Source organism: Pseudolabrys sp. Root1462, from assembly GCF_001426945.1.
In the GTDB taxonomy this organism is placed as follows: Bacteria; Pseudomonadota; Alphaproteobacteria; order Rhizobiales; family Xanthobacteraceae; genus Pseudolabrys.
In genome coordinates, this window is record NZ_LMFS01000001.1 from 1,162,895 (window position 1) to 1,187,141 (window position 24,247).

General features: G+C 64.9%; 28 protein-coding genes and 1 tRNA gene. 17 read left to right on the plus strand and 12 right to left on the minus strand.

Annotation, left to right across the window (positions count from 1 at the left end; translation table 11 throughout):
* Positions 1–1,692, plus strand: a complete 1,692-nt coding sequence (locus ASD45_RS05555) for a Na/Pi cotransporter family protein (protein ID WP_056910580.1) — start codon at positions 1–3, stop codon at positions 1,690–1,692.
* 133 nt (positions 1,693–1,825) lie between these two features.
* The gene (gene gpt, locus ASD45_RS05560) at positions 1,826–2,332 is read left to right on the plus strand and encodes a xanthine phosphoribosyltransferase (protein WP_056910581.1); all 507 of its coding nucleotides are present in this window, start codon (positions 1,826–1,828) and stop codon (positions 2,330–2,332) included.
* A gap of 71 nt (positions 2,333–2,403) precedes the next feature.
* On the opposite strand, the gene ilvD is transcribed toward gpt, so the two are convergent.
* Positions 2,404–4,245, minus strand: coding sequence for a dihydroxy-acid dehydratase (ilvD, locus tag ASD45_RS05565; RefSeq protein WP_056910582.1), 1,842 nt, complete (start codon positions 4,243–4,245; stop codon positions 2,404–2,406).
* Between the two features lie 204 nt (positions 4,246–4,449).
* Here ilvD and ASD45_RS05570 point away from each other — a divergent pair, with 204 nt between their 5' ends.
* Complete coding sequence (locus ASD45_RS05570; RefSeq protein WP_056910583.1) at positions 4,450–4,893, plus strand: cupin domain-containing protein; 444 nt, start codon at positions 4,450–4,452, stop codon at positions 4,891–4,893.
* Positions 4,894–4,950: 57 nt separating this feature from the next.
* Positions 4,951–5,037: transfer RNA gene (locus ASD45_RS05575), tRNA-Leu, on the plus strand.
* 28 nt (positions 5,038–5,065) lie between these two features.
* On the opposite strand, the gene ASD45_RS23355 is transcribed toward ASD45_RS05575, so the two are convergent.
* Positions 5,066–5,227: a hypothetical protein gene (locus ASD45_RS23355; RefSeq protein WP_156380728.1), complete on the minus strand. Its 162-nt coding sequence runs from the start codon at positions 5,225–5,227 to the stop codon at positions 5,066–5,068.
* 171 nt (positions 5,228–5,398) lie between these two features.
* On the opposite strand from ASD45_RS23355, the gene ASD45_RS05580 reads away from it, so the two are divergent.
* The 5 genes from ASD45_RS05580 (at position 5,399) to ASD45_RS23360 (ending at position 9,293) form a co-directional block, all read left to right on the plus strand.
* Entirely contained in the window at positions 5,399–6,238 is an 840-nt protein-coding gene (locus tag ASD45_RS05580) for a MurR/RpiR family transcriptional regulator (RefSeq protein WP_056910584.1), read from the plus strand.
* 240 nt (positions 6,239–6,478) lie between these two features.
* Complete coding sequence (locus ASD45_RS05585) at positions 6,479–7,927, plus strand: MFS transporter (RefSeq protein WP_056910585.1); 1,449 nt, start codon at positions 6,479–6,481, stop codon at positions 7,925–7,927.
* Positions 7,924–8,574, plus strand: a complete 651-nt coding sequence (locus ASD45_RS05590) for an aspartate/glutamate racemase family protein (protein ID WP_056910586.1) — start codon at positions 7,924–7,926, stop codon at positions 8,572–8,574. The genes ASD45_RS05585 and ASD45_RS05590 overlap by 4 nt, the downstream gene beginning before the upstream one ends.
* Positions 8,575–8,627: 53 nt before the next feature.
* On the plus strand, positions 8,628–9,041 hold the full coding sequence (locus tag ASD45_RS05595; RefSeq protein WP_156380729.1) for a hypothetical protein: 414 nt from the start codon (positions 8,628–8,630) through the stop codon (positions 9,039–9,041).
* 84 nt (positions 9,042–9,125) lie between these two features.
* Positions 9,126–9,293: a Thivi_2564 family membrane protein gene (locus ASD45_RS23360; RefSeq protein ID WP_162249371.1), complete on the plus strand. Its 168-nt coding sequence runs from the start codon at positions 9,126–9,128 to the stop codon at positions 9,291–9,293.
* 15 nt (positions 9,294–9,308) lie between these two features.
* Here ASD45_RS23360 and ASD45_RS05600 read toward each other — a convergent pair whose 3' ends face one another.
* Together ASD45_RS05600 and ASD45_RS05605 are read right to left on the minus strand one after the other, a co-directional pair.
* Positions 9,309–10,289: a VCBS repeat-containing protein gene (locus ASD45_RS05600; RefSeq protein ID WP_082540671.1), complete on the minus strand. Its 981-nt coding sequence runs from the start codon at positions 10,287–10,289 to the stop codon at positions 9,309–9,311.
* A 9-nt stretch (positions 10,290–10,298) separates the two neighbouring features.
* The gene (locus tag ASD45_RS05605) at positions 10,299–12,647 is read right to left on the minus strand and encodes a heavy metal translocating P-type ATPase (RefSeq protein WP_056910589.1); all 2,349 of its coding nucleotides are present in this window, start codon (positions 12,645–12,647) and stop codon (positions 10,299–10,301) included.
* A gap of 57 nt (positions 12,648–12,704) precedes the next feature.
* Here ASD45_RS05605 and ASD45_RS05610 point away from each other — a divergent pair, with 57 nt between their 5' ends.
* Positions 12,705–13,016 (plus strand): metal-sensitive transcriptional regulator, encoded by a 312-nt coding sequence (locus ASD45_RS05610; RefSeq protein WP_082540672.1) that lies wholly within the window; start codon positions 12,705–12,707, stop codon positions 13,014–13,016.
* Positions 13,017–13,019: 3 nt separating this feature from the next.
* Here ASD45_RS05610 and ASD45_RS05615 read toward each other — a convergent pair whose 3' ends face one another.
* The 4 genes from ASD45_RS05615 to ASD45_RS05630 all read right to left on the minus strand — a co-directional run bounded on the left by ASD45_RS05615 (position 13,020) and on the right by ASD45_RS05630 (position 15,913).
* Positions 13,020–13,214, minus strand: a complete 195-nt coding sequence (locus ASD45_RS05615; protein ID WP_056910590.1) for a DUF2892 domain-containing protein — start codon at positions 13,212–13,214, stop codon at positions 13,020–13,022.
* A 145-nt stretch (positions 13,215–13,359) separates the two neighbouring features.
* Complete coding sequence (locus ASD45_RS05620) at positions 13,360–14,382, minus strand: methionine synthase (RefSeq protein WP_056910591.1); 1,023 nt, start codon at positions 14,380–14,382, stop codon at positions 13,360–13,362.
* Positions 14,383–14,458: 76 nt separating this feature from the next.
* Entirely contained in the window at positions 14,459–15,652 is a 1,194-nt protein-coding gene (locus ASD45_RS05625; RefSeq protein ID WP_082540673.1) for an FAD-dependent monooxygenase, read from the minus strand.
* Between the two features lie 15 nt (positions 15,653–15,667).
* The gene (locus tag ASD45_RS05630; protein ID WP_056912607.1) at positions 15,668–15,913 is read right to left on the minus strand and encodes a zinc-finger domain-containing protein; all 246 of its coding nucleotides are present in this window, start codon (positions 15,911–15,913) and stop codon (positions 15,668–15,670) included.
* Positions 15,914–16,132: 219 nt separating this feature from the next.
* On the opposite strand from ASD45_RS05630, the gene ASD45_RS05635 reads away from it, so the two are divergent.
* Positions 16,133–17,287: a hypothetical protein gene (locus tag ASD45_RS05635; protein WP_082540674.1), complete on the plus strand. Its 1,155-nt coding sequence runs from the start codon at positions 16,133–16,135 to the stop codon at positions 17,285–17,287.
* Between the two features lie 6 nt (positions 17,288–17,293).
* On the opposite strand, the gene ASD45_RS05640 is transcribed toward ASD45_RS05635, so the two are convergent.
* Positions 17,294–18,028, minus strand: coding sequence for an SDR family oxidoreductase (locus ASD45_RS05640; RefSeq protein ID WP_056910593.1), 735 nt, complete (start codon positions 18,026–18,028; stop codon positions 17,294–17,296).
* Between the two features lie 34 nt (positions 18,029–18,062).
* Positions 18,063–18,275 carry a 4-oxalocrotonate tautomerase family protein gene (locus ASD45_RS05645; RefSeq protein ID WP_056910594.1) on the minus strand — a complete coding sequence of 71 codons (213 nt, stop codon included), beginning with the start codon at positions 18,273–18,275 and terminating at the stop codon, positions 18,063–18,065.
* A gap of 122 nt (positions 18,276–18,397) precedes the next feature.
* Between ASD45_RS05645 and ASD45_RS05650 the strand changes: the two genes are divergently transcribed.
* The 4 genes from ASD45_RS05650 to ASD45_RS23955 all read left to right on the plus strand — a co-directional run bounded on the left by ASD45_RS05650 (position 18,398) and on the right by ASD45_RS23955 (position 21,637).
* Positions 18,398–19,306: a LysR family transcriptional regulator gene (locus tag ASD45_RS05650; protein WP_056910595.1), complete on the plus strand. Its 909-nt coding sequence runs from the start codon at positions 18,398–18,400 to the stop codon at positions 19,304–19,306.
* Between the two features lie 32 nt (positions 19,307–19,338).
* On the plus strand, positions 19,339–20,091 hold the full coding sequence (locus ASD45_RS05655; RefSeq protein WP_056910596.1) for an alpha/beta fold hydrolase: 753 nt from the start codon (positions 19,339–19,341) through the stop codon (positions 20,089–20,091).
* Positions 20,092–20,207: 116 nt separating this feature from the next.
* Positions 20,208–21,035 (plus strand): serine O-acetyltransferase, encoded by an 828-nt coding sequence (gene cysE, locus ASD45_RS05660; protein WP_056910597.1) that lies wholly within the window; start codon positions 20,208–20,210, stop codon positions 21,033–21,035.
* A 182-nt stretch (positions 21,036–21,217) separates the two neighbouring features.
* Positions 21,218–21,637, plus strand: a complete 420-nt coding sequence (locus ASD45_RS23955) for a DUF3126 family protein (protein ID WP_244485212.1) — start codon at positions 21,218–21,220, stop codon at positions 21,635–21,637.
* A 4-nt stretch (positions 21,638–21,641) separates the two neighbouring features.
* Here ASD45_RS23955 and ASD45_RS05675 read toward each other — a convergent pair whose 3' ends face one another.
* On the minus strand, positions 21,642–22,361 hold the full coding sequence (locus ASD45_RS05675) for a hypothetical protein (protein WP_056910598.1): 720 nt from the start codon (positions 22,359–22,361) through the stop codon (positions 21,642–21,644).
* A gap of 155 nt (positions 22,362–22,516) precedes the next feature.
* On the opposite strand from ASD45_RS05675, the gene ASD45_RS05680 reads away from it, so the two are divergent.
* Both ASD45_RS05680 and ASD45_RS05685 read left to right on the plus strand, forming a co-directional pair.
* Positions 22,517–22,843 (plus strand): hypothetical protein, encoded by a 327-nt coding sequence (locus ASD45_RS05680; protein ID WP_056910599.1) that lies wholly within the window; start codon positions 22,517–22,519, stop codon positions 22,841–22,843.
* 107 nt (positions 22,844–22,950) lie between these two features.
* Positions 22,951–23,481: a gamma carbonic anhydrase family protein gene (locus tag ASD45_RS05685; protein WP_056910600.1), complete on the plus strand. Its 531-nt coding sequence runs from the start codon at positions 22,951–22,953 to the stop codon at positions 23,479–23,481.
* 78 nt (positions 23,482–23,559) lie between these two features.
* Here the strand turns inward: ASD45_RS05685 and ASD45_RS05690 are convergent, their stop codons facing one another.
* The gene (locus tag ASD45_RS05690) at positions 23,560–24,123 is read right to left on the minus strand and encodes a YetF domain-containing protein (RefSeq protein ID WP_056910601.1); all 564 of its coding nucleotides are present in this window, start codon (positions 24,121–24,123) and stop codon (positions 23,560–23,562) included.
* Positions 24,124–24,247: the final 124 nt, after the last annotated feature.

Genomic DNA, 24,247 nt, shown 5'->3' on the forward strand with positions numbered 1-24,247 from the left:
ATGGGCACTCTGGTTTTGCTCGATTTGATGGGTGGCGTCGCCTTGCTGCTCTGGGGCCTGCACATGGTCCAGAGCGGCATCACGCGCGCCTTCGGTCCCGATCTGCGTCGGCTTCTGTCCACGGCGCTCGCCAATCGCTTCGCGGCGTTCGGCGCGGGGCTCGGCCTGACGGCGCTTTTGCAGAGCAGCACGGCGACCGGACTGATGACCGCGTCCTTCGCCAGCGAAGGCACCGTGAGCCTCGTCGCGGCGCTCGCCATCATGCTCGGCGCCAATGTCGGCACCACGCTGATTGTCCAGGTCCTCGCCTTCAACGTCACGGCGGTGGCGCCGGTGCTGTTCGTCATCGGCCTTGTCGCTTTCCGCAGTGGCGGCCGCCACTGGATCAAGGATCTCGGCCGCGTCGCGATCGGGCTCGGCTTGATGCTGCTCGCGTTGCATATCCTCATCGACGGCCTGGCGCCGGCCGAGAACGCGCCGGCGGCGCGTGCAGTGCTCGGCGCCATCACCGGGGACCCGGTGCTATGCGTCGTCATCGCCGCGGCGCTGACATGGGCCGCGCATTCCAGCGTCGCGACCGTGCTGCTGGTCATGTCGCTCGCTTTTTCGAATTTTATCGCGCCGCAGGCCGCGCTGGCTCTTGTGCTCGGCGCGAACCTCGGCAGCGCCATCAATCCTGTGTTCGAAGGCGGCCGCCGCGACGATCGCGCCAGCCACCGGCTGCCGGTCGGCAATCTCATCAACCGGATTGTCGGTGTGGTACTGGCATTGCCGTTCCTGCCGATCATCGCGACGGCGTTTGCCGCCTGGCAGCCCGACGTGGCGAAGATGACGGCGCAATTCCACATCGCCTTCAATGTCGTGCTCGCCGCGTTGTTTATAGGGCTGCTCGATCCGCTGGCGGCGCTTCTGATCAGAATGTTGCCGTCGCCGCCGAAGGCGCAGGATCAATCGGCGCCGCGCTATCTCGACGAGAGTGCGCTCGGCACGCCATCGCTGGCGCTCGCCGATTCCGCACGCGAAACATTGCGCATGGGCGATTTCGTCGAGGTGATGCTGCGCCAGGTGATGCAGGCGATGATGACCGGCGACCGCGCGATGGTCGCGGAGGTTAGCCGCACCGACAATATCGTCGATCGGCTCGATGAAGCGATCAGGCTCTACGTCACCAAACTGACGCGCCAGCAACTTGATGACAATGAGGCCAGGCGCGCGATGGAAATCATCTCCTTCGCCATCAACCTCGAGCATATCGGCGACATCATCGACAAGAACCTCAGTGAACTCGCCGCCAAGAAGATCAAGCGCCGCATCGAGTTCTCCGGCGACGGCGCCGCCGAACTCGCCGCGTTCCATGCTCGCATCCTCGAGAGCCTGAAGCTCGCCTTCAGCGTCTTCATGACCGGCGACCGCGCCCAGGCGCAGCAGTTGATCACCGAGAAGACGACGATCCGTAACGCGGAATTGGCCGCCGCCGAGCGCCACTTCGAGCGCCTGCGCGAAGGCCGGCCCGAGACCATCGAAACGACGTCGCTGCATCTGGATGTGTTGCGCGATCTCAAGCGCATCCACTCGCACATCTGCTCGGTGGCTTATTCGGTGCTGGAGGAGGGTGGCGGCGGGGCGCAAGCGCTGGCCGAGAGCGATCCCATTACCCTTTTGTCGCCAAATGGGCGGCCGCAGCCACTCTGACGCCGCCGGGCGGGTTCCAACGAAGCATGGGGATGGCCGCCCTGGCGCCGTTCGACTTCGCGTAAAACTGGGCTAGAACCGGCTCTCAACGGCCTTTGCCCGTCATCAAGAAAGCGATCTCAGAGAGCGAAGCATGAGCGACGCCCCGCGCCCCGACAAAGTTTTTCCCGTCTCCTGGGACCAGTTTCACCGTGACACCCGGGCGCTGACCTGGCGGCTGCACGAAGCGGGGCCTTTCGAAGCCATCGTCTGCATTACCCGCGGCGGCCTGGTGCCGGCGGCGATCGTGGCGCGCGAACTCAATGTGCGCATCATCGAGACCGTCTGCATCGCCAGCTATCACGACTACAAGAACCAGGGCGACATCCGGGTGATGAAGGGCGTCGGCCCGGAGATCACGTCGATGCGCGCGCAGGGCAAGGGCGTGCTGATCATCGACGATCTGGTCGATACCGGAAAAACGGCGCGCATGGTGCGCGAGATCTTGCCGGCGGCGCATTTCGCCACTGTCTATGCCAAGCCGATGGGCCGGCCGCTGGTCGACACCTACATCACCGAGGTGTCGCAGGACACATGGATCTATTTCCCGTGGGACACCGCGTTGTCCTACGCGCCGCCGATCCGCGCCGGCGGCGACTGAGCGTCAAGCTGACTCATCACCGATGCATCGAGCAAAGCGCCGTCGCGAGGATGGCGCTTTGCTGACGACGCTTATTTGACGACGCGCACCGCGCCGCGCGCGGCGCTGGTGGCGAAAGCCGCATAAGCGCGCAACGCCGTCGTCACCTTGCGCGGACGCTTTGCCGCCGGATGCCACGCCGCCGCACCGCGCTGCTCCATTGCCGCGCGACGCTTCGTAAGTTCGGCCTCCGGCACATCGAGATGCACCCGGCGGTTCGGAATATCGAACTGGATCATGTCGCCTTCTTCGACGAGACCGATCAGGCCGCCCTCGGCGGCTTCCGGCGAGACGTGGCCGATCGAGAGGCCCGAACTGCCGCCCGAGAAGCGGCCGTCGGTGATCAGCGCGCAGGCTTTGCCGAGGCCCTTCGATTTCAGATAGCTGGTCGGATAAAGCATCTCCTGCATGCCGGGCCCGCCCTTGGGGCCTTCGAAGCGGATCAGCACGACGTCGCCGGCCACGATCTTGCCGCCGAGAATGCCATCGACGGCGGCGTCCTGGCTTTCGAAGATGCGCGCCGGCCCCGAGAAGGTCAGCAGGCTTTCATCGACGCCCGAGGTTTTGACGATGCAGCCGTCGGTGGCGAGATTGCCGTACAGCACCGCGAGGCCGCCGTCCTTGGAGAAGGCATGGGCGACGTCGCGGATGCAGCCGGTCTGGCGATCGGTATCGACATCGTCGTAGCGCTCGGCCTGGCTGAACGCCGTCTGCGTCGGCACGCCGCCGGGCGCCGCGCGGTAGAACTCGCGCACGCTGTCGCTCTTTGCGGTCACGACGTCCCAGCGCGCCAGCGCGCTCTCCAGACTGTCGGCATGCACGGAGCCGACCTTGGCATGGATGAGACCGCCGCGGTTGAGTTCGCCGAGAATGCCCATGACGCCGCCGGCGCGATGCACGTCCTCGAGATGAACGTTGGCGACGGAGGGCGCGACCTTGCACAGCACCGGCACGCGGCGCGACAGCCGGTCGATGTCCTTCATCGTGAACGGCACTTCGCCTTCATGCGCGGCGGCGAGCAGATGCAGCACGGTGTTGGTCGAGCCGCCCATGGCGATGTCGAGCGTCATCGCGTTCTCGAAGGCCTCGAAATTGGCGATCGCGCGCGGCAGCACGCTGGCGTCGTCCTGCTCGTAATGACGGCGCGCCAGATCGACGATGAGATGGCCGGCCTCGACGAACAGCCGCTTGCGGTCGGCATGGGTGGCGAGCACCGAGCCGTTACCCGGCAAAGCGAGGCCGAGCGCCTCGGTCAGGCAGTTCATTGAGTTGGCGGTGAACATGCCGGAGCAGGAGCCGCAGGTCGGGCAGGCCGAGCGCTCGATCGCGGCGACGTCGGCGTCGCTGTAGGAGGTGTCGGCGGCGACCACCATGGCGTCGACCAGATCGACGGCGCGCGCCTTGCCCTTCAGCGTCACCTTGCCGGCTTCCATCGGGCCGCCGGAGACGAAGATCGTCGGGATGTTGAGGCGCAAGGCGGCCATCAGCATGCCGGGCGTGATCTTGTCGCAGTTGGAAATGCACACCAGCGCGTCGGCGCAATGCGCGTTGACCATGTACTCGACGCTGTCGGCGATCAATTCGCGCGAGGGCAGGCTGTACAGCATGCCGTCGTGGCCCATGGCGATGCCGTCGTCGACGGCGATGGTGTTGAACTCCTTGGCGACGCCGCCGGCGGACTCGATTTCGCGCGCCACGAGTTGGCCGAGATCCTTGAGGTGGACATGGCCCGGCACGAACTGGGTGAAGGAATTGGCGACCGCGATGATCGGCTTGCCGAAGTCCTCGTTCTTCATGCCGGTCGCGCGCCAGAGGCCGCGGGCGCCCGCCATGTTGCGGCCGTGCGTCGTGGTGCGGGAGCGATAAGTGGGCATGTCGTTTCCTCGGCTTTACGGCGTGATCGGAGTGCGGTTTCGCTGCTGGTTTTAGACTTCATGCAGGACTTCCGCCGGGTTTGGCAAGTGTTTGGCAGGCCCATCCTCGCAGAGCAGCCGGTCGCCCGGCGCGCCGCAGATCGGCGCTGGCGGCGGCCGCGTTCGCCCGCTAGGATCGCGCGACCATTCACCAGGACGCTGGCCATGACCGCCGCCGCCACAGCGCTTGCGCAGGACCTCGCCTCGCGCGTCGTCCATCCGAAAGACATGGCCTGGCAGCCGACGCGCTTTCCCGGCTGCTACACCAAGCCGCTGATGGTAGACAGGAAGAGCGGGCTGGCGACGCTGCTATTCAAGATGGATCCCGGCGCCGAACTGCCCGACCACGAGCACGTGCTGATCGAGCAGACCTATGTGCTCGAGGGTTCGCTCGCCGACAAGGAAGGCCCTGACGCCGGCATCGAGGTAAAGGCCGGCGAGTTCGTCTGGCGCCCGGCCGGCAGCCGGCACGCGGCGTGGTCGCCGAACGGCGGCATCTTCGTCGCCATCTTCCAGATCCCCAACAAGTTCTACGAGAAGGACGGCCGCGTCACCGACTCCTCGGGCAAGGACTGGGACGAACTGTGGGGCGATTTATTACTGAAGTGAGTTGATGCCGCCGTCCGCGCCGGATGTTCTCCGCCGTGACGGCGGATAACGAGATGTGCGGACGTGCTGGAACCGGTAGACAGACCGGACTTAAAATCCGTTGGGCGTAAGCCCGTGAGGGTTCGACTCCCTCCGTCCGCACCACTCTCGTCGCAAACGACAGATCCCAGCCTCAAAACTCGCCGGTCTTCTTCTGCGCCGGCTCGCGATCGGGAAACGCCCGCTCATCCTGGCGCTCGCGCTCGCTGTCCTCGCGGCGCTGGCGATCCTGCGCCGGGGTCTCGGGCTTGCCGTTCTGATCGGGGAGGGGCTGCGGCACGGGTGCTTTCGGCATCGATGGTTCTCGTGTGAGGGCTGGCGAGAAAACGAACGAGCGGGCGCAGCGTTCCGTCGCGCGTCCGGCGCCGCAGCGTATTGCCTTATCCCGGCCGCGAAACCTAAAATCCGGCGCGACGCCCTGCCGGTTTCGCGTGTCTTCCATACCGCTTTCGGTCAAGCTCCTTCCATGAAGCACAAAGAAGAGTCGTTTCTCACGCGGGTGCGGCGCAGCCTTCCCGGGCTGTCGCCGGCCGAGAAGCGGCTCGGCGATTTCCTGTGCGATTTTCCCGGCGAGGTCGCCAGCTACTCCGCCCAGGAGCTGGCCGGACTGGCGCATGTGTCGAAGGCGACCGTATCGCGCTTCATCCAGCGTCTCGGCTATGAGGATTACGAAGCGGCGCGCCGCCATGCGCGGCTCGAAAAGCAGAGCGGCTCGCGGCTGTTCCTGATGGCGGCCGGCAGCGACGGCACGCAGACCGTCGCGGCGAACATCGCGCAGGGCATCGCCAATCTCGAGGGCACATTCTCCGGCATCGGCGAGACGCAAATCACCGGTGCGGCGACGGCGCTGCTCAAGGCGCGCAAGGTCTGGGTGATCGGCTTTCGCGCCAGCGCGCCGTTCGCCACTTATCTGCAATGGCAACTGACGCAGGTCATCGAGAATGTCGTCGCCATTCCCGGCGCCGGCCAGACGTTCGGCGAGCATCTCGCCAGCATCAGGAAGAACGATGTCGTCGTGTTTTTCGGCTTGCGGCGGCGCGTTGCGCAGACCGACAGATTGCTGAAACAGATCGATAACCTCGGCGCCAAGGTTTTGTACGTCACCGACGAAAGCGCCGACTTCAACAAGCGCGTTGCCTGGCACTTCCGGTGTCAGACGCTGACGCCCGGACCGCTGTTCAACCACACCGCCGTCATGGCGCTGTGCCATCTGCTCATCACCCGGAGCATCGAAATCGCCGGCGCCGAGGGGCGGGTCCGGCTGCGCAATATCGAAGCGCTCAACGACGCCCTCGACGAACTCTAACTCTTTTTAACGCGCCGCCACGGGAGGCGGTCTCCGGGCCGCCGCCGAAGAATCCGGCAGGGGGCGGCGCAATTATGGGCTTTGTGAAACTATAGTTTCATGTACCATATATTGGTCCGTTAGTTTCGGGTGCCCCCGCGGGGGGCGCCGGGCCCGACACAAGAGGGGACGTCACGGCAATCCGGCGCGCCCGACGGCGCACCGCACGGCGTACAGTCACAGCTCATAGGGGAATGGACCATGGCGACTGAAGGCATGCACTCCTCCGGTCTCTCGACACCGGTCACGCGGCAGCTCGAAGCGGCATTCAACAAGATCGAGGTTACCGGCGCTCACAAGCAGATCCTGGCGCTCGTGCTGATCGGCTGCCTGTTCGACAGTTTCGAGCAGAACACGATCGGCGTCGCCGGCCCGCTGCTGCGGCAGCACTGGGGCCTGAGCGGCGCCGATATCGGCCTGCTCAACACCATCACCTTTGCCAGCGCGGCCATCGGCCGTCTGATGTCGGGCATTCTCGGCGACCGGTATGGCCGGCGGGTCATGCTGACGTTCAACCTGCTGCTGTTCTCGCTCGGCTCGGCCGCCTGCGCGCTGGCGCCAAGCTTCGCCACGCTCTGCATCGCGCGCGCTGTCGTCGGCTTCGGCGTCGGCGGCGAGATCTCGACCGCCGTGACGATGCTGTCCGAGTTCTGCTCGGCCAAGTTTCGCGGCACGGCCGCCGGGCTGGTGAACGTCGGCGCCGGCGGGTTCGGCAACTTTCTCGCGCCCGCATTCGGTCTGATGATTTTCATGACCTTCCCGGGCGAGAATAGCTGGCGCTGGCTGTTCGCCGTGCTGGCGATTCCGGCGCTGCTGACCGTGTTCTATCGCCGCTACGTGCCGGAGACGCCGCGCTTCCTCGCCTCGCGCGGTCGTTATGACGACGCGAACAAGGTGTTGTCGACCTTGGCGTCCGGCTCGCTGCGGCCGCGCAATCTCGTCGTGCAGCCGTATCTTAGCGCCGAACCGGCCGCGGCCTCCGATGCGAAAGGCTCCTGGACGGAGTTGTTTAAAGCGCCTTATCTCGGCCGCATCATTCCAGTGTCGATTGCTATCCTGATGAGCTACGGCGCCCAGCTTTCGGTGCTGACGCTGATGCCGGTCATCTTCGTGTCGATGGGCTACACGCTACAGGGCAGTTTGCTCTACGCCATGATTATTCAGAGTGGCAGCGTGGTGGGCGCCATCGCCGCATCGACCTTCGGCTATTACCTGCCGCGCAAGCTCGTGCTTACCGTCGGCGCGGCGCTGGCTTGTGTCGCGGCGATCTCGATCGTTTATCTCGGCGGCAATATTTATATGGTGCTTCTGCTCGGCGCGGTCTTCCAGTTCTTTGTTATGCTGCTCAACACCTCGATCTGGATCTACACACCGGAGCTGTTCCCGACGCGCATTCGCGCCTTTGGCGTCGCATTTGTGTTGGCGACGGGTTCGGCCGCCGGCTCGTTCGTGCCAACGATCTCCGGCGTACTGTTCGACAGATATGGAATGGTCGGGGTTTTCGCACTGGCGGCGGCGATGTACGCGGTGTTCGTCGCCTGCATCCAGATGGGCCCCGAGACCTACGGGCGCTCCATGGAGGACATTACGCAGCCGGCGAGCACGGAAACCGAAGTGGCGCGGGCCGCCGGAGAAGCCGTGAAAGCATGATGCGCCACCTGCTGTTGATCAATCCCAACAGCTCGCTTGCGACCAGCGCGATGATGCAGGCCATCGCGCAGGACGTGGCGAAGGGCGAAGTCGCCGTGGCGGTGGCCACGGCGATGCGTGCGCCGCCGATGATCGTGACCGAGGCGGCCCTCGAAGCGGCGGCGGGAGAGGTCGTTGAGATCGGCCTGCGGCATCAAGCGGGCTGCGCCGGCATCATTATCAGCGCCTTTGGCGATCCCGGCCTCGAGGCGTTGCGCGAGCGTGTCGGCGTTCCGGTGTGGGGTATTTGCGAGTCGTCGATGCTGGCGGCCTCGCGCGGCGGCCGGCGCTTTGCCGTCGCGACGACGACCCCTGGACTGAAGGATGCCATCGAGCGCCGTGCCGGTGACGCGGGGGTCGGCGATCTGCTGACCTCGGTGCGCTGCACGGAGGGCGATCCGGTAGCGCTCGCCGGCGATGCCGCGGCCATGCTCGATGCCCTCGCGGCGATGGTGCGGCTCTGCGTGGAGGAGGACGGCGCAGCAGCCGTCATCATCGGCGGCGGGCCGCTGGGCCAGGCCGCCGAGAAGCTGCAGGGCATGTTCGCGACCCCGGTGATCGCCCCGATCCCGTGCGCGGTGGCCGCCTGCCTCGGCCATCGGATCTGACGGGCGAGCCGGTCTCGATTGCGCCCCGAATGATGGTTTACTATGCAGCGAAGATGACGAATCTCCTGTCCGATCGACCGCGACCCCGGATCGCCGCCTTGGCGGTGCTGGCCTGCGCCGTGACCTTGTCCGCCTGCTCATCGAGCGGGCCGCAGGAGGACAGACTCGGCTCGTTCCTGGTCGCGCCGGGCAAATTCATTCTGTACGATTGCGATCAGCTCAATGCGACGGCGGCTGGCTATGCCGGGCGGCGGGAAGTCCTGCGCAAGGCCATGGCCGACGCCGACAAATCGCCGGCGGGCGGGGTGGTCAACTTTCTCGGCTACCGCACCGAATACAGCCAGATCGAAGGCAACCTCGCAGAAGTTCGCCGCGAGGCGGCCTCCAAGAACTGTACGCTGAAGGCCCCGGCGCCGCCTGCGGCTGCCCCGGCGGTGCCCCCGGCGCCGAAGCGCCGGACGCGCTAGTCACTTTCAGCCCGGCGGAACTTTTCTGCGATTTGGAACTTAGTGCCCGGAGGCCGCACTGCCGCGGCTAAAATGGGGGCCATAATGGGCATCAGCTTGCTCATCAGCATTCTCATCACCTTCCTGGTGATCGTGCTGGTACTTTATCTCATCAACATGCTGCCGATCGACGGCCGGGCGAAGCAAATCGCGCGCATCGTCGTCATTATCATCGGCGTGCTGTCACTCCTGAAATACCTCGCCGTCTTCTAGCGCACCGCTTACCGCTCAGTCAGGGCGGATCATCACCAAAGTGCCATCGGCGAGGCCAAGCAGCAGCGCCGGTGGCGCCTGCTCGCGTGCGATGACGCCGATATCGGTGCGCGCGTCGGACGGCAGTTTGACGCTGGCGATGTCCTGAGCGACCGGCTTGAAGGTCACGATCCGCAGGGTGGCGCGATCGAAAGATGGAATCGCGAGATCGGGCGTGCCGTCGCCGTCGAAGTCGCCGACCGCGCTCATGCCGAGGGCGCGCGTGCCGGCGACATGGTTGCTGAAGCCGTCGAGGCTCGGCCCGCGCCGCAGGCGGCCATCCGCATAGGTCCACAATTCAAGTGCGCCGATTGAATGCGGCTGCCGCACCACGGCGATGTCCGGCTTGCCGTCGCCATCGAAGTCAGCGATGCCGGCCGGGTTTTCCCAGCGGCGAGGGCCGCCGAGTGGCGGCGTCTCTGCGACAATCTGGTAGTGGCCCTTGCGTTGCGCGATCACGGCGATAGCCGAGCCGCGCGCGAGATATGACTTGATGACGACGATCTCGTCGCGGCCGTCGCCGTCGAGATCGGCGAGCCGTGGCGTCAGGTCCTCGAATACAGCGTCGTCGCCGACGGCGACGGTGTCGGTCTTGCCGTCGGCGGTCAGGATCATCAGGCTGCCGGCTTCAACCGCGTCGCCGAGAATGTTGTGACCGTAACGCTCGGTGGGGGAGGCGAACCAGACGCGCGCGATGTCACGCGAGCCGGTGACGACCCGGCCGTCCGGCAGCGCGTTTTCCGGCGGCGGCTGATGCGCGGTGTCGACAAACCTCAGCCTGACGTGGCCGCCGTCCCAATCAACGCCGTACCAAAGGCCGCCGGCATCGATGCGCGGCTTGCCATCGACCGTTTCGATGGCGGTGACGCGTGCCGGCGTATCGATTTGCTCGGCGCGCCATTCGGCGCCGTGCGCTGCCGATGACAGGCCCAGCAGCGCCACAACCATCCATCGCATTCGGTCTTCCTATAACTCGAGCCTGCGCAGCCGCAGTGCATTGCCGACGACGCTAACCGAGGAAAGCGCCATTGCTGCGGCGGCAATGATCGGCGACAGCAGGAGACCGAATACCGGATAAAGGATACCGGCGGCAATCGGCACGCCAGCCGAGTTGTACAGGAAGGCGAAGAACAGGTTCTGCCGTATATTCGACATCACGGCGGCGGAAAGCGCGCGCGCTTTGACGATTCCCATCAGGTCGCCCTTGAGCAGCGTGACGCCGGCGCTCTCGATCGCGACATCGGATCCAGTGCCCATGGCGATGCCGACCTGCGCCGCGGCGAGCGCGGGAGCGTCATTGACGCCATCGCCGGCCATGGCGACGACGCGGCCCTCGCGTGTCAGCTTTTCGATCACGGCGCTCTTCTGATCGGGCAGCACCTCGGCTTCCACCTCGGTGATGCCGAGGCGCTTGGCAACCGCCTGTGCGGTGGTGCGGTTGTCGCCGGTCAGCATGACGACGCGGATATTGTCGGCGGCGAGCGCCTTGAGCGCCTCGGCCGTTGTTGCTTTCACCGGATCGGCGATGGCGATGACGCCCGCCGGCTTGCCGTTGACGGCGAGGAAGATCGCGGTGGCGCCATCATTGCGCTGCGCCTCGGCGACGTCGTGCAGCGCCGACGTATCGATGCTCAATTCCTTGAGGAAGGCCGGCGAACCGAGTGCGATGCGCTTGCCGCTCACCATGCCGATGACGCCCTTGCCGGCCGGCGAGTCGAAGCCGCGCACCGGCGCCAGTTCGAGCTTTCGCTCGTTCGCCGCCTTGGCGATCGCCGCGGCGAGCGGATGCTCGCTGCCGCGCTCGACGGATGCCGCGATCTGCAGCACCTGCGCTTCATCGAAGCCTTCGGCCGGGATTACGGCGACGACCTTCGGCTTGCCTTCGGTGAGCGTGCCGGTCTTGTCGATGACCAGCGTATCGATCTTCTCCAGCCGCTCGAGCGCTTCGGCGTTCTTGATCAGGATGCCGGCCTGTGCGCCGCGGCCGACGCCGACCATGATCGACATCGGCGTGGCAAGGCCGAGCGCGCAGGGGCAGGCGATGATCAGCACGCTGACGGCGGCGACCAGGCCGTAGCTCAGCCGCGGCTCGGGGCCGAACATCGCCCAGGCGCCGAACGCGATCAGCGCCACTGCGATGACGGTCGGCACGAAGTAGCCGGCGACCTGATCGGCGAGCCGCTGGATCGGCGCGCGCGAGCGCTGCGCCGTCGCCACCATCTGCACGATTTGCGACAGCAGGGTATCGCGGCCGACCTTGTCGGCACGCATGACGAAGGAGCCCGAGGTGTTGATGGTGCCGCCGATGACGCGGGCATCCTTTTCCTTGCTCACCGGCATCGACTCGCCGGTGACCATGGATTCATCGACCGAAGAGTGGCCTTCGAGCACGGTGCCGTCGACCGGCACCTTGTCGCCGGGGCGGACGCGTAATTTGTCGCCGGACTGCACGGCGTCGAGCGAGACTTCCTCGTCGCTGCCGTCGTCCTTGATACGCCGGGCCGTCTTCGGCGCCAGATTGAGCAGCGCCTTGATGGCGCCCGAGGTGGCTTCGCGGGCGCGCAGTTCCAGCACCTGGCCGACCAGCACCAGCACGGTGATGACGGCGGCGGCTTCGAAATACACGGCGACCGTTCCGGCGTGGCTGCGGAACGCCGCCGGGAAAATGCCGGGCGCGAAGGTGGCGACGACGCTGTAGATGTAGGCGACGCCGGTGCCCATTGCGATCAGCGTGAACATGTTGAGGTTGCGCGTGACCAGCGATTGCCAGCCGCGCACGAAGAACGGCCAGCCGGCCCACAGCACGACCGGCGTGGCGAAGGCGAACTGGATGTAACTGGAGAGTTTGGGGTCAACCCAGCCGTGGCCGCCGACGATGTGCGCGCCCATTTCCAGCACGAACACCGGCAACGTCAGCACCAGGCCGATCCAGAAGCGCCGCGTCATGTCGGCGAGTTCGGGGTTGGGGCCGCTGTCCGCGGTGGCGATTTCCGGTTCCAGCGCCATGCCGCAGATCGGGCAGGAGCCGGGGCCCTGCTGCCTGATTTCCGGGTGCATCGGGCAGGTGTAGATCGCGCCCTCGATCACCGGCTCCGGCGCGCGGTCGCCGAGATATTTCGCGGGGTTGGCGATGAACTTGGTGCGGCAGCCCGGACTGCAGAAATAATAGGTGTGGCCTTCATGACCGAAGGTCAGGTTTGTGGCGTGCGGATCCACCGTCATCCCGCACACCGGATCCACGACGCCGCCTTCGGCCGCGCCATGCGCTTGGCCGTGGTGGCTGTGATCGTGGCCGTGGTGATGGTGGTCGGTCATGGCGCGCCTTCGTGTCTTGGACTTGCGGTTTATACCCTAGGGGGGTATATAGACCCCATGGCAAAGCACAGCAAGCCCGATCCCGCGACCCATCGCACGGCGGCCCATAAGGACGATACGCTCAAGCGGCTCGGACGCCTCGAAGGCCAGGTGCGCGGCATCGCGCGCATGATCGAGGAAGATCGCTACTGCATCGACATCGTCACGCAGATCGCCGCGGCGCGCGCCGCCTTGCGCAAGGTCGAAGAGGAAATCCTGCGCGAGCATGTGGCGCATTGCGTCGAACACGCCATCGCCTCCGGGGACAAGGCGGACCAGCGCCGCAAGGTCGCGGAGCTTATGGACGTCATGGGTCGGGCGGGAAGGTAGTTCTTACCGCGTCGAACATCCCACCATGCTGTACAGCGGACAGGTGCCGAATACCGCGGTGAGTAGCGGCACGACGCCGATCCAGCCGACCCAGGCCCAGCTTGTGCCCGGGGCGATAAGCCCAAGCGCAAATGCGATCAGCGCAATGCCGACGACAATGCGCACGACGCGATCGATCATTCCGACATTCATGGTCATGAGCAACCCTCCAACCACCAAGCGCTGCAGGTTAGGATGCGCTCATGCCGCGGCGTTGATGTGGATCAAAGAGCGCAAAAGGTATGTCATTGCCGGTTTGTCCCGGCAGTCCATGAGGCCAGACGTCTGAGTCTAATGTCTCGGCTCAGCCGAAACGCTGCCGCGCCAGTTTGGCGCCATCGCCGAGCGCCTTGAGTTTGGCCTCGGCGATATTCCGATGCATCGGCGCCATGCCGCAATTGGTGCAGCACACGATGCGCTCCTTCGGCACGTATTTCATCACGTCGGCGATGACGGAAGCGACCTTGTCCGGCGTCTCGACGATGTCGCTGGCGACGTCGATGACGCCGACCAGCAAATCCTTGCTCTCAAGCAGCGACAGCAGGTTGAGCGGCACCCGCGAATTGATGGCCTCGAGCGAGATCTGCTTGACGCGGCTCTTCGCCAGCGCCGGGAAGATCTTTTCGTATTGTCGCCATTCCTCGCCGAGCGAGTTCTTCCAGTCGATATTGGCCTTGATGCCGTAGCCATAACAGATGTGTACGGCGGTGGTGCATTGCAGGCCGTCGATTGCGCGATGAAGGGCCTCGATGCCCCAGGTCGGGACTTCGTCCATGAACACATTGAACGCCGGCTCGTCGAACTGGATGACATCGACGCCGTCCTTTTCCAGGGCCTTGGCCTCGGCGTTGAGCAGGTCGGCGAAGGCGAACGCCATCTTCACCTTGTCGCCGTAATGCGCATCGGCAATAGTGTCGGAGATCGTCATCGGCCCCGGCATGGTGATCTTCAGCTTGCGCGTCGTGTGGGCGCGGGCGTGGCGCGCTTCCGCCTCATGGACGCGGCCCTTGAGCGTCAGCTTGCCGCGCACCACCGGCACCATCGCCTTGTAGCGGTCGGCGCGGATGCCCATCTCGACCTTGTTGACGGTATCGATGCCCTCGACATAGTCGAGGAAGCCGTGCACGAAATGCTGGCGGGACATCTCGCCGTCGCAGACGATGTCGATGCCGGCGTCTTCCTGCATCTTGATCATCAAAAGCGTGGCGTCGAGTTTGCCTTGCGCCAGCTCGGCACCGTCGAGCCGCCACTTCGGCCACAGTTTGTCGGGCTCGGCGAGCCAGGACGGCTTAGGCAGGCTGCCCGCGATGGTCGTCGGAAAAAGCATGAATCCTCCCTGTTATTATTGGCGCACGATCTCGTCGATCGCGCGCGTGCCGCGCCTCATGCGCCGACGGTGGCCGTCAGCTCCGCCGCCATTTATAGACCCAGTCGTAGCGCTTGAGCAGCCGTTCGCCGCCGAGCATGCGCATCACGATATTGCGCACTGTGGCTTCCGGGCCGGTGCGGCCGTAGATCGAGCCTTGCTTTCGCGCGGTTGCCTGTGCGCGTGCGGTGCGGCCGCGGCGAAGCTTCTCATAGGCGCGAAGTCCCGCTTCCGGATCCTCGCTGTGCTCCTTGAGTTTATCGGCCAGCACCGCGGCGTCCTCGATCGCCATGCCGGCGCCCTGCGCCAGGAAAGGCAGCATCGGGTGGGCGGCATCGCCGATCAGCGTGACGGGGCCCGTGCCACCGGAGAATGGCGTCGCGCGGTCGAGCAGGGCCCATTTGAGCCAGCGGTCGGGAATGCGGATCAGGTCGCGCACCGACTCCGCCCAACTGAAAGGCGCGAAGTGGCGGAGAATTTCATCGCGATTGCCTGGCGCATTCCAGCCGGACTCGTTCCAGTCGTCATGGATGATGCCGACAATGTTGATGAGTTTGCCGCCCTTGACGGGGTAGGCGACAAGATGGGCGTCGAGACCGAGGAACAGATGCACGACCGGGGCGCGGATCGGTTCGGGCGCGGCGTCGGCCGGAATCAGCGCGCGCCAGGCGGTGCGGCGAGAGAAGGCGGGCTTGCGTTGAGCACGCCAGCGTTCGCCGACGGCGGACCAGATGCCGTCGGCGCCGATCAGCACGGCGCCGCGCTCATCGACCACCTGCTTGCCGCGATAGGCCTGCACGGTGACGCCGTTCGAATGCGTGGCGAAGTCGTCGAAGCGGTGGCCGAGCTTGATCTCGATGTCGCTCATGTCGCGGGCGCCGTCTTCGAGCGCGGCCTGCAAGTCGCCGCGATGCATGACCCAGAATGGCGCGCCGTAACGGCGTTCTGCCACGTCGCCGAGCGGAATGCGGGTGATCTCGCGTCCCGAACCGCCGGCCATCACCCGGATCATCTGCGGCTTGACGGCGAATGGCTCAAGCCGGTCGCGCAGACCAAGTTCGAACAGGATGCGGGTGGCGTTCGGCGAGAGTTGCAGCCCGGCGCCGGTCTCTTCGAGTTTCGGTGATTGTTCGAGCACGCTGGCGCGGAAGCCGGCCCGCGACAGCGTCATAGCGGCGGTCAATCCGGCGATACCGGCGCCTGCAACAATGACGTGACGCGAGGGCGCCAAGGTGCGGCCCCGGCCCTAGGCCGCGGCCAGCCGATAGGCGCATTCCGCAGGAATGGCGGCGTGCGGATCGAGCGACGCGTTGTGGCGATAGAGCGTCGAGCAATAAGGACAGATGATCTCGTTCTCGTCGCCCATGTCGCAAAAGACATGCGGGTGATCGTAAGGTGGTGTGGCGCCAACGCACATGAACTCCTTGGCGCCGATTTCAATGACCGGCACGCCCGGATCGTTCTGGAAATGGGGGACGACGTGTTCCGCCATGGCCGACTTTGCCTTCACCTGTAAGAGACCGATTTGCCGCGCACCATAGCGACAGGCTCGCCATATATCTAGCACTCATCATTCGTTAGGCTTGGCGGCAGAATCAGCGGAACCGCGTTGATTCATTTGAGTTTTTCTCTTGTTGGTGGGCCGGGCGACGGGGCACGCGGCCGTTATCCCCAGGCGGGCGCGTTACCGCTGCGGAGGCGAGCAGGACGAATGCGCGACGCGGATGGATTCGCTCCCGAACAGGTGCAGAAGCGCCTTGCGCGCCAGCATCGGCTGGCGCCGGTATTGCTAATTGCGGCGGTGCTGGCGGCCGGGGCCGCTTTTGTGCTGCCGCGCGCCTTCGAAGCCGGCCATCTTTTCGCTATCGAGGACGATCCGGCGGCGATCGCGGATCGCGCGCTCGAGCAGAACTTCAACAGCACGGTCGCCAATCATGAGATCGAGGCGGCACTGACGGCCAAGGACTCCGACCTCGCGAAGAGCTTCGTTGATCTCGCCGCCGAGCGGAAGGTCGCCGTCGAGCCGAGCCTTGTCGAGAAGACGAGCGCCGCCGTCGCTGAGGATGCGAGCGCGGGGCATGCGGCGCAGAGTTTCGCCTACGGTCTCGTCACCGGCGAACCGAGCGACGTGGCGGGCTTCGCTGGCACCGCGCTCGGGGATCTGTTCGTGTTCGGCGACATCCGCGATGCGGTGCGCGAAGGCTCGCGGCTGGCAACCGGCCAACAGGCCGATGAGCTCGTCCTCGGGCTCGCCTGCGTCGGCCTCGCGATCACGGCGGGCACCTACGCGACACTTGGCGCGGCGGCGCCGGTGCGCGTCGGCCTGACGGCCGCCAAGGTGGCGCGCAAGACCGAGCGGCTGAGCGCCGGGCTCATCGCGCGGATGTCGCGCATGCTGCGCGGCGTTGTCGATTGGGCGGCGATCAAGCGCGCGGCGACGAGTTTCTCGATTACCGAGCCGCAGGTGGCGGTTCGCGCCGCGCGCGATGCGGTCAAGGTCGAGCGCGCCGAAGGCCTTCTTGATCTCGGCCGCGACATCGGCCGCGTGCAGGCCAAGGCCGGCACGCAGGCGGCGCTCGACGGACTGAAGATCGCCGAGAGCCCGGTGGAGATGGCGCGCGTTGCCAAGCTCGCCGAGAAGTCCGGCAGCCGCACCCGCGCCATTCTCAAGACCGCCGGCCGCGGCGCCATCGCGCTGTCGCTCGCCACCTTCAACCTCACCAGTTGGATCGTCAGCGCGCTGTTCACGCTTCTGATGTTCGTCGCCTCGCTCAAGAGCATGACCGAGCGCGGCGCGCGCCGTTATTTCCGCTGGCGCAAGCGGCGGCGCGTGCAGCGCGAGGCCGATGCGACGTTTCCGGCGTGACCCGCCTCAGACCATGCCGCCATTGGCGCGCAGCGTCTGGCCGTTGACCCAGCCGCCGTCCGGGCCGGCGAGGAAGGAGACGACGTTGGCAATGTCGTTGGGCTGGCCGAGCCGTTCCATGGGATTGGTCTTCGACAGGCGGTCGATCAATTCGGGCGACTTACCGTTGAGGAACAGTTCGGTAGCGACGGGGCCGGGTGCGACCGCGTTGACGGTGATATCCTTGCCGCGCATTTCGCGCGCCAGGATGAAGGTCATGACCTCGACCGCCGCCTTGGTGGCGGTGTAGGCGCCGTAGGTTTCGAGCCGCGTGCCGACGACGCTGGTTGAGAGATTGATGATGCGGCCCCCCTTGCGCAGGCGCTTCGCCGCTTCGCGCATGCCGTTGAAAGAGCCTTTCAGGTTGACCGCGATGTGGCGGTCGAACATCGCGTCGGTTGTGTCGGCGATGGGAGCGAGCTGCAGGATACCGGCATTGTTGACGAGCACGTCGATGCCGCCGAACGACGATTCAGCCTTGTCGAACAAGGCCGTCATTGCTGCGCTGTCGGCAACGTCGCCCTGCACGGCGATGGCATTGCCGCCAGCGGCGGTTATCCTGCTCGTGAGCGCGTCAGCCGATGCCTTGTCCTTGGCGAAGTTGATGACGACGGCAAAGCCGTCGCGCGCCAGACGGTCGGCGATGGCGGCGCCAATTCCGCGTGCGGCGCCGGTGATGATAGCGGTGCGAGATGAAGTCATGGGAGCCTCGTTGCGTGTGGGATGAATGGTGGGGTCAGTCGCGGGCCCGATAGGCGTCGGGCACGACAAAGACCTGATCGGCGCGGGTGTAGCCGCCGTCCTTGACCTCCTCGATCAGGACCATGGTGTGCGGCCGCGCCGCTTCGCTGAAATAGCCGGCGAGGAGATCGGTGACGCGATGCGCAAGCTCGGCCTTCTGGGCGCGGGTGAGGGCGGCTTCCGGCAGCTTGAAATTGGCAAAGGGCATGGGTCGAACCTCCTGTGGGGTGATGGCTTCCCCCTGAGCTAGTTCGATCCCCCGGCTGAATAATCAGGCCAAAATTGCCAAAACTGTTCGAAATATGCGAACAATGGCGCTGGAGAAGTTTCATGGACAGGTTTGACGCGATCCGGCTGTTCTGCCGGCTGGTCGAGCGCCGCAGCTTCACCGCCGCGGCAGCCGATCTCGGCCTGCCGCGCTCCACCGTCACAGAGGCGGTCAAGCAAATGGAGGCGCGGCTTGGCGTGCGGCTTGTGCAGCGCACGACGCGGCGGGTCGCCCCGACGCCCGACGGCGAGGCTTATTATCGCCGCTGTCTTCAAATCATCGCCGATGTCGAGGAGGCCGAGGCCGCCTTCACCGGCGGCAAGCCCAAGGGCCAGCTTCGTATCGACGTGTTCGGTATGCTGGCGCGGTACTTCCTTATTCCGGGGCTGCCGCGCTTCCTCGCCGAATATCCCGACATCCAGCTTCATATCGGCGAGGGCGATCGACTGGTCGATTTGATCGCCGAAGGCGTGGACTGCGTGGTGCGCGCCGGCGAACTGCGCGACAGCAGCATGATCGCTCGGCGCATCGCGCTGCTCGAAGAAGTGACCTGCGCCAGCCCGGACTACCTCGCGCGTTACGGCACGCCGCGCACCCTCGACGATCTCGAAGGCCACCGCATGATCGCCTTCATCTCGCCGGTGACTAAGTCCGCGTTCCCGCTCGAGTTCACCGTCGGCAGCGAACTGCGCCACATCATGCTGCCGGCCACGGTCACGGTGAATGGCGGCGAAACCAGCCATGCTCTGGCGCGGCTCGGCCTCGGCCTCATCCAGGTGCCGCGCTACAACATCGAGGCCGACCTCGAGGCCGGCCGCCTCGTCGAGGTGTTGCCGCAGCATCCGCCGTCGCCGACGCCGGTCTCGATGCTCTATCCGCATAGCCGGCAGTTATCGCCGCGGTTGCGCGTCTTCATGGATTGGGTCACGAAGGAATTCGCCGAGCGCCTGCCGCGGCGCGCTGCGACCTGATCGTCGGCGGTTTTCAGAATGGACATTCGCGCATGCCCAGCTTCAAGAACGGTGACGTCGAAATCGCTTATCTCGATCAAGGCGAGGGCGACCCGATCGTCCTGGTGCATGGCTTTGCCTCGACCAAGGAGATGAACTGGGTCAATCCGAGCTGGTTCACGACGCTGACGCGTGCCGGCTACCGCGTTATCGCGCTCGATGATCGCGGCCACGGCGCCTCTGCCAAGCTTTACGATCCGGCAGACTACGACACCGAGAAAATGGCCGACGATGTCCGCGCGCTGATGGATCATCTCGGCATCGCGCGCGCCGACGTCATGGGTTATTCGATGGGCGCGCGCATCACCGCATTCCTCGCGCTGAGACATCCGGAGCGCGTGCGCTCCGCCATCCTGGGCGGCCTCGGCATGCACTTGATCGACGGCGTCGGGCTGCCGACCACCATCGCCGATGCGCTCGAGGCGCCGTCGCTCGCCGACGTCACCGATAAGCAGGGCCGCACCTTCCGTGCCTTTGCTGATCAGACCAAATCGGACCTGCGGGCGCTCGCCGCCTGTATCCGCGGCTCGCGTCAGGTCATGAGCCGTGAGGAGTTCTCGTCGCTGAAGCCGCCGGTCCTGATCGCCATCGGCACGAAAGACGATGTGGCCGGCTCGGCCCACGACCTCGCGGCACTCATTCCGAGGGCCAAGGCGCTGGATATCCCGGACCGCGATCACATGCTTGCGGTCGGCGACAAGGTCTATAAGGCCGGCGTTCTGGAATTTCTTAACCAGCGCCCCTGATTGTGGCGCCATCCGTCACCTCAAGAAAAAGCGCGTCTGTTCTTCGCGTGTCCTCTGGCAACGAATGTGCTAAGGATTATCTGAGGGGTTGAGAGGCATTCGGAGAATAATATTCTATGGCGCTGCATCAGACCCGGGCCAAGGCCCTCAACACCGTCGATCCTGTCTGGGCCCGCGTTCGCACCGAAGCTGAAGATATCGTGCGCCGCGAGCCAGAGCTCGCGAGCTTCATCTACGAAACCATCCTGCATCACGACTCGCTGGAGACTGCGGTCGCGCATCGCGTCAGCCAGCGCCTGGAACATGCCGACGTGTCGAGCGACTTGATCCGCCAGGCCTTCAGCGATGCGATCGAGGACCAGCCGTCGCTCGGCGAAGACTTCCGCGCCGACATCGTCGCGACTATCGACCGCGATCCGGCCGCCAACCGCCTCATCGAGCCGGTGCTGTATTTCAAGGGCTTCCACGCCATCCAGACCTACCGCCTAGCGCACTGGCTGCTCGGCAAGGGCCGCAAGGATTTCGCGCTGTATCTGCAGAGCCGTTCGTCGGCGGCGTTCCAGTGCGACATCAATCCGGCGGCCAAGATCGGCCGCGGCATTTTCCTCGATCACGCCACCGGCCTCGTCGTCGGCGAAACCGCGGTGATCGAAGATAACGTTTCGATCCTGCACGGCGTCACGCTCGGCGGCACCGGTAAAGAACACGAGGATCGTCACCCGAAGATCCGCCAGGGCGTGATGATCGGCGCCGGCGCCAGCATTCTCGGCAACATCGAGGTCGGGCGCTGCGCCCGTGTCGCCGCAGGCTCCGTGGTGATCAAGCCGGTGCCCAACAATGTCACCGTGGCGGGCGTTCCGGCCAAGGTGGTCGGCGAGGCGGGCTGTTCCGAGCCGTCCCGGTCGATGGACCAGATGCTGTCCGGTATTTTGCTCGACGGCTGAAAGGAGAGCTTTCCGGCTTTGATGGGATCAAAGCCGGCGCTCTAGCTTCTTGTTTTGACGTGTATTCTTCACGCGAACCGGTGTCCGCTTCGCTCGAAAACGCTTTGGTGTCCTGCCGGGTTGCTTTGCGACGTCCAATCGGGCAACTAGCCTGAACAACCGATTTGTCAGGGAGTTGTCCGGTGGACGTCCAGGAAGTCTCGAAACTCGACGCCTATCTGAAGAAGATCTTCGGCAACCCGACCATTCGCGTCGTGCCGAAGTCCGACGATGTGGCTGAAGTCTTTGCCGGCGAGGACGATCTCGGCGAACTCACCACCGACGAGGACGAAGGCGAGAAGTCATATAACTTCCGCATGGTGATCCAGGTGTCGAACGATCCGGCGATGCAGCCGATCCCGACGCTGAATGCCTATCTGCGGAAGAAATTCGACAACGACAAAATTCGCGTCGTGACGCGCCCGAAGAAGATGGATTCGCTCGAGGTTTATATCGGCGAAGACTTCCTCGGCGTGCTGTTCCTCGAAGCCGAGCGCGGCCGCAAGTCCTACATTCTCGAGCTGCCGATCCTCGACTTCGATCTCGAAGACATCGGCGAGTAAGTCGTCAGGCGGCAGGCCGCCAGCGCGCCAGCAGCTTGTCGATGCCGGCGGCGACCGATTTCCAGTCGTTCAACCACTCGCGCGGAAAGCGGAACGTCACGTCGGCCGAGCCGACGCGTTTCTCCAGCAGGCAGATGCCGGAATTGCCGATACCGTGGCGCGAGCAGCGCGCCACGAAGCGATCGGGCGCGGTGCGTTCATAGACCAGGTCTTCGCCGGCATAGGGCGTGTCGCCGCGGAACGGATGCACCACGAGACCTTCCGGCGCTTCGGCCGGCGCTTTGGCCAGATAACGCGGATAGATCGTTCGCACGCGTTCGCTGACCGGCAGGGCGCCGTCGTCGACGACGATCAGCGCGAACAGGCGCTCATTGGGATTGACCGGCTGGCCGTCGATAACCTTGAGCGAGGGATCGGGCGGCATCAGCGATGGCCATAGATAGGCGACATCGACGCGGCTCTGCGATCCGGCATGGCGCTCGCTCGGAATGCGGACCGCGGCCGGTTCGATGTTGAAAACCGTGCCGCCGACCGTGATCGGCATCGACGGCGCATCGACCGCGACCGGGGCATCGGGCCAGCGCGGCCACAGCACGTAGGCGACATAGGCCGCCGCGAACAGGCACACCGCCACGAAAAAGGTGACCGGCGCGAACAGCGGGCCCGCATGCGGATGGCGCCGGCCCCGGCGGCGCGAAACGGGGTGGTGCGCGATGGTGGCCATGGCGGGGTCTCGGCAGCTCAACGGGGGTCGATCCCTCCCAAGTGCCACGGCCTTGGTTAACGATTCGTGAAGGGGGTTAACCATCCGTTAAGGATTGGCTGGCGAGCCCGCGATCCAACTGGTTACTTGCGGGCCGGTCACGCGTTGAGGCGTTCATGAGTCCGCATTCCGTGCAGATGTTTGTAGTCCTGGCTTTCGGCTTTGCCATGGCCGGACTGTTGAGCTCGGCCTACCAGCTCGCCACCAGCCGGCTGCCGAGCTTCACGCTGCTGACCACCGGTCCCAGCGTCCAGGCCCTCGCTGCCGTGCCGCTGCTCATCGTCGCCGCGCCGTTCCTGATCATGCGCAACACGCTGATGGGCTCGCGCCATGAAGGCCGCCGCTTCCAGTTCGTGTTCATCGCCACGCTGATCGCCGGCTTCTGGAGCCTGATGTCTGGCCAGGTGCTGGTTATGAGCTTGCGCGCCTGCGGCGTCGTTTAGGCCATTCCGCGTTCCGGCACTGCGAACGCGATTTCGAAATCTGTTCCAACGCTCTTCCATTTTTCGCGGCTCATAGGCTAACTCGCGCTCCAAATAGGGAGTGCGACATGCCGATTTACGAACTTAACGGACAGGGGCCGGAGTTTCCCGGCGCGGGCGAATACTGGGTGGCCGAGACCGCGGTGCTGATCGGCCGTATCCGGCTCAAGCGGCAGTCGAGCGTCTGGTTCGGCGCGGTGCTGCGCGGCGACAACGAATGGATCGAGCTCGGCGAGCGCTCGCAGATCCAGGACAACTGCACGCTGCACACCGACATGGGTTATCCGATGACCATCGGCAAGGACTGCGTCATCGGTCATCAAGTCATGCTGCATGGCTGCACCATCGGCGACAATTCGCTGATCGGCATGAACGCCGTCGTGCTCAACGGCGCCAAGATCGGCAACAACTGTCTGGTCGGTGCCGGCGCGCTGGTCACGGAAGGCAAGACCTTCCCCGACAACTCGATGATCGTCGGTTCGCCGGCTCGCGCCATCCGCACGCTCGACGACAAGCTGATTGCGATGATCCGCGGCGGCGCCGAGCATTACGTCAAGCGTTCGAAAGAATATGCCGAAGGCTTGAAGCGCATCGGCTAATCGCTTCTTTAAAAAAGTGCGGCCAGCCTTGGGGGAGGGCTGGCCGCGCGCGTTTATTTCAAATGCTAAGCGGCGTTCTTATTTTGCTCCGAACATTTTCGACGGGCATCTCACACTAGCTCTCCTTCTTGAGATAACTGACAACTTGCCGCTGCGCTCCAGTCGGGCCTCCTTCACCTCCGCCGGGCTTTCAATGCCGTGCGTACGCAGATCTTCTGCCAAGTCGTCATTGGATATGTGAGCCTGCCGTCGCGCGGCGTTGTCCACCCGTCCCCGTTCGATAAGCTTGGTGCTGTGGCCCTTGATTAGGTTGCTCAGACTGGGCCAATCCCGTGAATCATAAGAAAGCAGCCAGTGGGCGACGACGAGCGTTAGGGTGCCGGCGAGCGACGCGATAAATGGGGCCGTGCCTGATATGGCCCTGCTGGCAATAGAGCCAATTATAATGAGTAGAATGATATCGAATGCGGTCGCGGAGCTCAGAAATCGCTTCTTCGCTATCCGGACGTAGAGAATAAGAACGGCGAATACGACGACGGCGCGGGCACAACTCTGAAGGACGCTGAGCTCTTGCGCTTTGTCGGCGGAAAGACCCAGCACCGCGTCCAGCGCCTGCGCAGGCCAAAACCAATCGATCTGCATTCGGAGCGACGAACCTGGTTTGACTTCAAATCGAAGCGGGCCGATGGCCCCGAGCGTCGCTATAATGGGCTGGTGCCTAATATCGTTCCGCGATATATCTATTGAAATGCGGAATGGGGTCGCA